This is a genomic window from Tenacibaculum litopenaei (genome assembly GCF_964514025.1).
GTDB classification, from domain to species: Bacteria; Bacteroidota; Bacteroidia; order Flavobacteriales; family Flavobacteriaceae; genus Polaribacter; species Polaribacter litopenaei.
In genome coordinates this window covers 393,364-399,427 of the sequence record NZ_CAZEQT010000002.1, presented here as the reverse complement: position 1 = coordinate 399,427, position 6,064 = coordinate 393,364, and the positions used below count along the sequence as shown (strand labels likewise).

At 33.2% G+C, this 6,064-nt stretch carries 3 protein-coding genes; all 3 read right to left on the bottom strand.

Features of this window, described 5'->3' with window-relative positions; translation table 11 throughout:
* Nucleotides 1-272: 272 nt before the first annotated feature.
* On the bottom strand, nt 273-761 hold the full coding sequence (locus tag ACKTS5_RS04560) for a hypothetical protein (protein ID WP_408042662.1): 489 nt from the start codon (nt 759-761) through the stop codon (nt 273-275).
* A gap of 675 nt (nt 762-1,436) precedes the next feature.
* Nucleotides 1,437-1,940: a hypothetical protein gene (locus tag ACKTS5_RS04555; protein ID WP_408042661.1), complete on the bottom strand. Its 504-nt coding sequence runs from the start codon at nt 1,938-1,940 to the stop codon at nt 1,437-1,439.
* A 423-nt stretch (nt 1,941-2,363) separates the two neighbouring features.
* Entirely contained in the window at nt 2,364-6,062 is a 3,699-nt protein-coding gene (locus ACKTS5_RS04550; RefSeq protein WP_408042660.1) for a DUF6443 domain-containing protein, read from the bottom strand.
* Nucleotides 6,063-6,064: the final 2 nt, after the last annotated feature.

The window sequence follows — 6,064 nt, the reverse complement described above, 5'->3', positions numbered from 1 at the left end:
TGGAATTTCGAAAACGAGCGGTACTCAGTAATTTCCTTGTTTGCACTTGATTTTTTGTTTCGTTTTGTATCTAAGACAAAATGAAAATAATAGTGTTTAAAAGTACTTTTATTCTTGTTAAGTAATACAAGTTATAAAACAAACAAAACTACAACAGTACTGCGTTGGTTTTATCTTTATTATTTTTAAAAGTTAATTTCTGTATTGCTTACTCATACTCGGCACCAGTTACAAACTGGCGGGAGTGGTGTTAGTTTTTGACACAACCCAATTTAGTTATAAATAAGCTCTTGTTTTGAAACTAATTTTACTGACCCTGAATTTGCATTAAACATATATACATAGCTAACTCCAAAATGAGGTCTATTTGAATAATCAAAAGCTTTCTTACTCTCAAAAATCTCAGCAAAAAATATACTGTTTTGTATTTCTGAAAAAAATATTTGAACACAACCACCTTTTTTGATATTTAATTTTTGAAGTTTCACAATCTTTAAATTCTCATTATCTCCATTTTTAATTATCTCCTCTAATGTTATTGGATTAATAGAATTCAGTTCTTTCTTAAAAAAATTAGCTAACTTGGAGTATGTTATAACTTCATCAGATACATGATACTTTTTTCTATTTTTTGTTATTGATTTATATTCTTTGCTATCTAATATAATATTCAAAGACTCTCCATATGTATCAATTTCAGTAGATTTTTGATTGGTAAATATTAAAGTTATTATTGCAACGAAAAAAAACTTAATGTTCATATTACAAATATATTATATTTAAAAAGTTATTCTTACTGATCTAACCCTTCTATTAGTTGTTCGATATCTAAAATTAACATATTTACTTGAGCCTGATTGAACGGTTTTAATATCTCCGGCTTTTTCTGCGATTGGGCAAAAATTAAAAAGAAGCAGACCTCCTTTGGGCATATTCTTATGTTACCAAAAAACATTGATAAACAAACCTGTAATTTCGTGAGTTTTCAAACTTTCCAAATTGTCCATAGATTCCCTAACAAAACCACCTCAAAAAATGATTTCTATCTTTTCAAAACAATAGAAAGCTATTTGTTTTTTTCTTCATTCCTATATTCCTTCCTTTATACAAGGATTCCTTTTTTATTGTACTTTTAACTTTCTAATACGACCACTTACAGTAGCTACTTATCTAAAAAAGGAAAAACTACTTCAATTTCTTGAAGTAGTTTTCTATATAAAAAATCTAAAATTAAATCTTAGTTCCTTCTACATTATAATCGTGAAAGTGTGAAAAGAACAAACATATCTTCATTACAATTATTGTTTCTTTTTTTAATTTTAAAGATAAGAGGTCCCATCAGTACAGTAACTAAAGTATAAGATATCCATTTAGATAAAGTAACACCAGTCACTTCAGATGGGGTCATATTTCCAACATCAAGAATAAAACCAAATTTATTTCAATCTAAAACTCATTAAAACCGAATTTGCTTTATCAAAAAACTTATTAAAATTTCTTTCCTCACTAGTAAAAGTCAAAACATAAGCCTTTTCCTCTTTAACATAAAAATGTTGTATCACCTTGATTCTTTTACCTTGTTCAGATAATTGAAATATTACTCTCAAACATTCTGAACCTTTCATTTTTATCCTTCTGTTTTCAATAATATCTGCTATTTTATCAATATCAATAATTGCTTTAGAAGTTAAAGAGTCAAAATTTAAATTACCAATATTAACTGTAACTAAATTAATATTTTCGACAAATGAGTCATTCTCATCTTCTTTTGAAGTTCTTAATACAAAAACAGTTCCTTCATCTCCTTCTTCAGTTAAACTTAAAGAAACTGGATATGATACAATAAAATCTTCTTTCTCAAGATACATGAAATTCTCTTTTTGACTGCATCCTAAAGTTGTAATAACTAATACTATTAAAAACAATCTTTTAAACATCATTTTTTCACTCTATTTTAAAACTATAAATATTATTTCAGAAAAAGTAACAAAAACAAGAAAGAATATAATTTTTTAATAAATTTAAAATCTTCTTTTACAAATTTATCATCAAATATCATCCTCTTTTTTAATACCATAAAAAACTTTAAGTGCCAGATCAAATACAAGAAGCATTGAAAAACTTAAAAGAATAAATCAAAAATCCTATCAATGTCTACTAACTTTTCTTTAAAAAGTAAGAAATGACAACAAAAAAACATTAAGTCATAGTATACTATTGTTATTTATTTCCCTCTTGGTAAGAAAAGAAAAATCAACAAATTTAAGATTGAGAACAAATGAATATAAATAATAATCACAACTTGTTTTTTACCTTTACTTATTAAAGCACAATAATAAAGAATAATTAAAACCTTTAACAGTTTATTTTTTACTTTTCTTATTGTACACTTTTCTCTTTTCTCTTGTTATTTCAAAACCTAATTTCATTCCAGCTCCGAGACCAGCATGAACATAACCTGTTAACTCGAATTCTCCTGCTGGTTTATCAACATATGTCTTAAATTTTGCTCCTGCATGAGCACTCCCTACAGATCCTCCATATGAAAGACCAATTCTAAAACCTGCTATTGAAATCCCAGTTTTAAAAGATCCTTTTGCGCCATAAGCTCCTGCCCCAATTTCTGACACCATACCAATGGTATCTCCATTTTCATTTGTAATAGGCCCAATATCAAAATTAGCACTGGCTGTATACAATGTTCCTTTGGCCTCAGTCTCTGCTGTAAAATCTCCGTACTTAACTTTTAGTGAAGCCGAAGAATCCAATGCAGTAGCTTCCGCTTTACCATTCGCTCTATAATTCACTACATCTCCCCCTTCTGTTCCTATTTTAAAAACTTCCAATTTAACCTTACCCTCAACTGTAAAATCACCATTTTTTGCAACAACTCTTCCTTCAGTCTTTAATCCATACATCATATTTCCTTCTTGAAAGAAAGATTGTTTATCACCATAAGTATAAACTCCATCTGCAGCATCAATTTCAACTTCGTCTAATTCATTATATACGTTTTCTCCAATAACTGTTTCATCTTCCTTAAAAATACGATCATCACAATCACCAGTAGGGCAAGGCTTCATCCCATCAGGATCAACAAAGAAAACCGGGTTATCAAACGCGTAGTTATATGGACTATGACGTCTCATCTGTTCGGCGAGTGGATCTAAATTCATCCATCTTCCTATAGACGCATAATAGTTTCTAGCACCAAAGTCATGCCACTCAATTCCTAACTCTTCATTAAGCTCCATCCCATTAAACCCAAATTTTTGAGCCGAGTTATTTCCTAAAGAGGTAGTGATATTATTGTATCCTTTATGCTTGAGTCCAAAGGGATAGTAATTACTTTCCTCGACAATCTCTGTACTTGGTGATATTACTCCATCCTTATTCGCATCGGTATAAGACAGTCTGACATTTCCTAAATGATCCTTGTATTGGTATACATAAGTAAACAATCCATTTGTCTTTTTAATATAACCTTCAGGTTGAGCTCCGAACTGAAAATCATTGTTTTTATATACATAACTCCCCACATAGGAATGCTTGATAACCGTTCCTTGATCAGTCACCTGCTTCTGAATTTTTACTCCAGCAGCATCATAAATGTAATTTATTTTCTTGGTATTCGAATTATTAAATATTACTTCTGTCGGTAGATTTAAATGGTTGTACTTAATACTTGTAATCCCTTTGTTGGCATCAGTAAGCATATTTCCATTAACATCATAGCTATAATCAGCCCCAGTTTGAGTACCGTCCTTAAATCCGAAAGTTTTGTTGGCGCTGTCCGTTACCTTACTTAACATATTCCCTTCATCGTAAGCATAGGTTAAATTATCCATCACACCAAAACTGGTCGCATTGGTATTGGTATGTCCCTTACGAAGCAAATGCAAAATATTTCCATTTTTGTCATAGCTAATACCCGAAACATTGTACTTATCGTCTCCTAAACTAATGGCACTTACAATTCTATTTAAAGCATCGTAATTGTAGTGATAACTACGTTTGGTTTTATCCTGACTCAGGGTCGACCAGCTCGTTTGACTGATGTTTCCATTAAACAACTTCGTTCCTGTTGTATTGGTATTATAGGCGATCTCGAAATTAAATAGATCGTTATCTACCTTACTGTCTTCGTTTATTTTTCGGAGCCACCCACGTATATTATAGGTGTAATCTACTGTTTGCAAGGCCTGTGTCTTACCTCCTACCTTCTTCGTTTTTAATTGCCCTAAAGCATCATACACATTGGTTACTAAGGTTTCTGCTTCCTGGTTATTGATTTGCTGTACCTGCTTTATCAAACGTCCTGAATGATCGTATTCATAAACATCCTCTGTTATAATAGTTTCTTGCTCTTGCCTTTGATGCGTCGTTTTAGACTTCTTAGTTTTTCCAATAAAATCCAAAGCGGTCTCGACGATATCCGTGGTTTGTAAAAAATTATTGTGAGCATAAGCATATAATGGCCTCGCTTTTTCATCATAACAAATAACACTGGTTATCCAGTATGAATTTTCAAGAGTTTCCGTATCTAGTATACGCGTTTTTGTCACCGTTGCTAAGCCTTGTACTCTTGTAGTTACCTGCTGACTGTAAACCTGTGTAGGCAATGCTATCCCTTCCAATACCTGATGATAGCTATCATAATATGCAATGGTCAACAACTTTGTGTTACTAACTGGAAAATGAGCATTCGTATAAAACATTCCCAATTCGTTTTTGGTTGAAGTTCGTGTCTCATAATTATGATTCGCTGCAGTATGTGTAGCATCCCATTGGGCCTGCATCGCTACCTGGGTTAAGGCTGTAGTATGTTGGTAGCTACCGGTATAAACAACCCTACCCAACACATCATACTTGGTAAACAACCATTGATGCTTATTACGCTGTAAGGCATCTTGAGTCATTACTGGGCGATCTAAACTATCGTAAATTACATATTCCCAGCCCTTCCCAGGGATCTTTTTCTTTACCAAACGGTTGCGGTAATCGTAAACATACTGGTAGCCTAAAGCATCTAATCCTGTTTTCACATCTGTTAAGGTACCTGTACCCGCATTCATTTTAGGACTCAAAACATAGGTCAAATTCCCATAATCATCATATATATAATAAGTATCGTGAGGTATGAACCGATCTTCTGTAGCATCTGCTGTAGGTGCTTCCAAATAGGTTCTTTTTAACAAAACCTGCCCTTGCTTATTTTTAAATTCCTCGGTAGTATGCAATTTTGATGCGGTACCTGAATGGTTTTCATCTTTTACCACATTTTTTGTCAAGGTTCCTACAGCATAAAAGCTCGTTCCTCCTGTTAAGCTTGGTGTATATACCTTATTCGCTAAAGCCAAACTCACTCCAAACAACCGTACTTCATCAGCTTTGTTGGTCCCGTACTCCATTTCTATTTCATGACCACTCCCCATGCGCCATTCCTGTCCTGGGGCAGCCTGCTTTAACACTCGCGATAAAGGAGAATTCTCTAACTCTTTTTTCGAATAAGCTGTAATATTGTTTATATCCGTAACCCCTATAAAATCTTCGGGATAGGCATTTTTATAATAGGTTTGGGTCGCTACCTTTGCTCCTACCTGTATGCTACCCGTAGCGGTACTCGCAGTATAGGGTAAAAACTCCTCAATTTGACGTCCATAATCATCGTACTCCACATGGGTAACAATATCCTTTTGGCTTGGCGATTGACCAATTGCAATACTTTGCTTGGTTCTTCCCAATCCATCCAAATACACCACCTGATCGATTACTGATTGATTTTTAGTAATCGTTGGAGAAGTCGTTGCCTCCTGAAAAACTCGCGTAAAAACGTAATTCTCATTACTCAAATTGATCGGGGTATAGACTTGATCTACAATCGTAGCTTTAAACGTTGCTCCTGACTTGATCCAGGTGGTCGGTAAAAAGGTTATACTCTGAGTTGCTTTTAGCGAGTCTTTTACCGTCACCGTATAATTGGACTTCACCAAATTATCCGGAATTTGTTGCGCAAATACTACTCCCGATATCAGGAATAGCAAATTCAATAGTTTTTTCATAG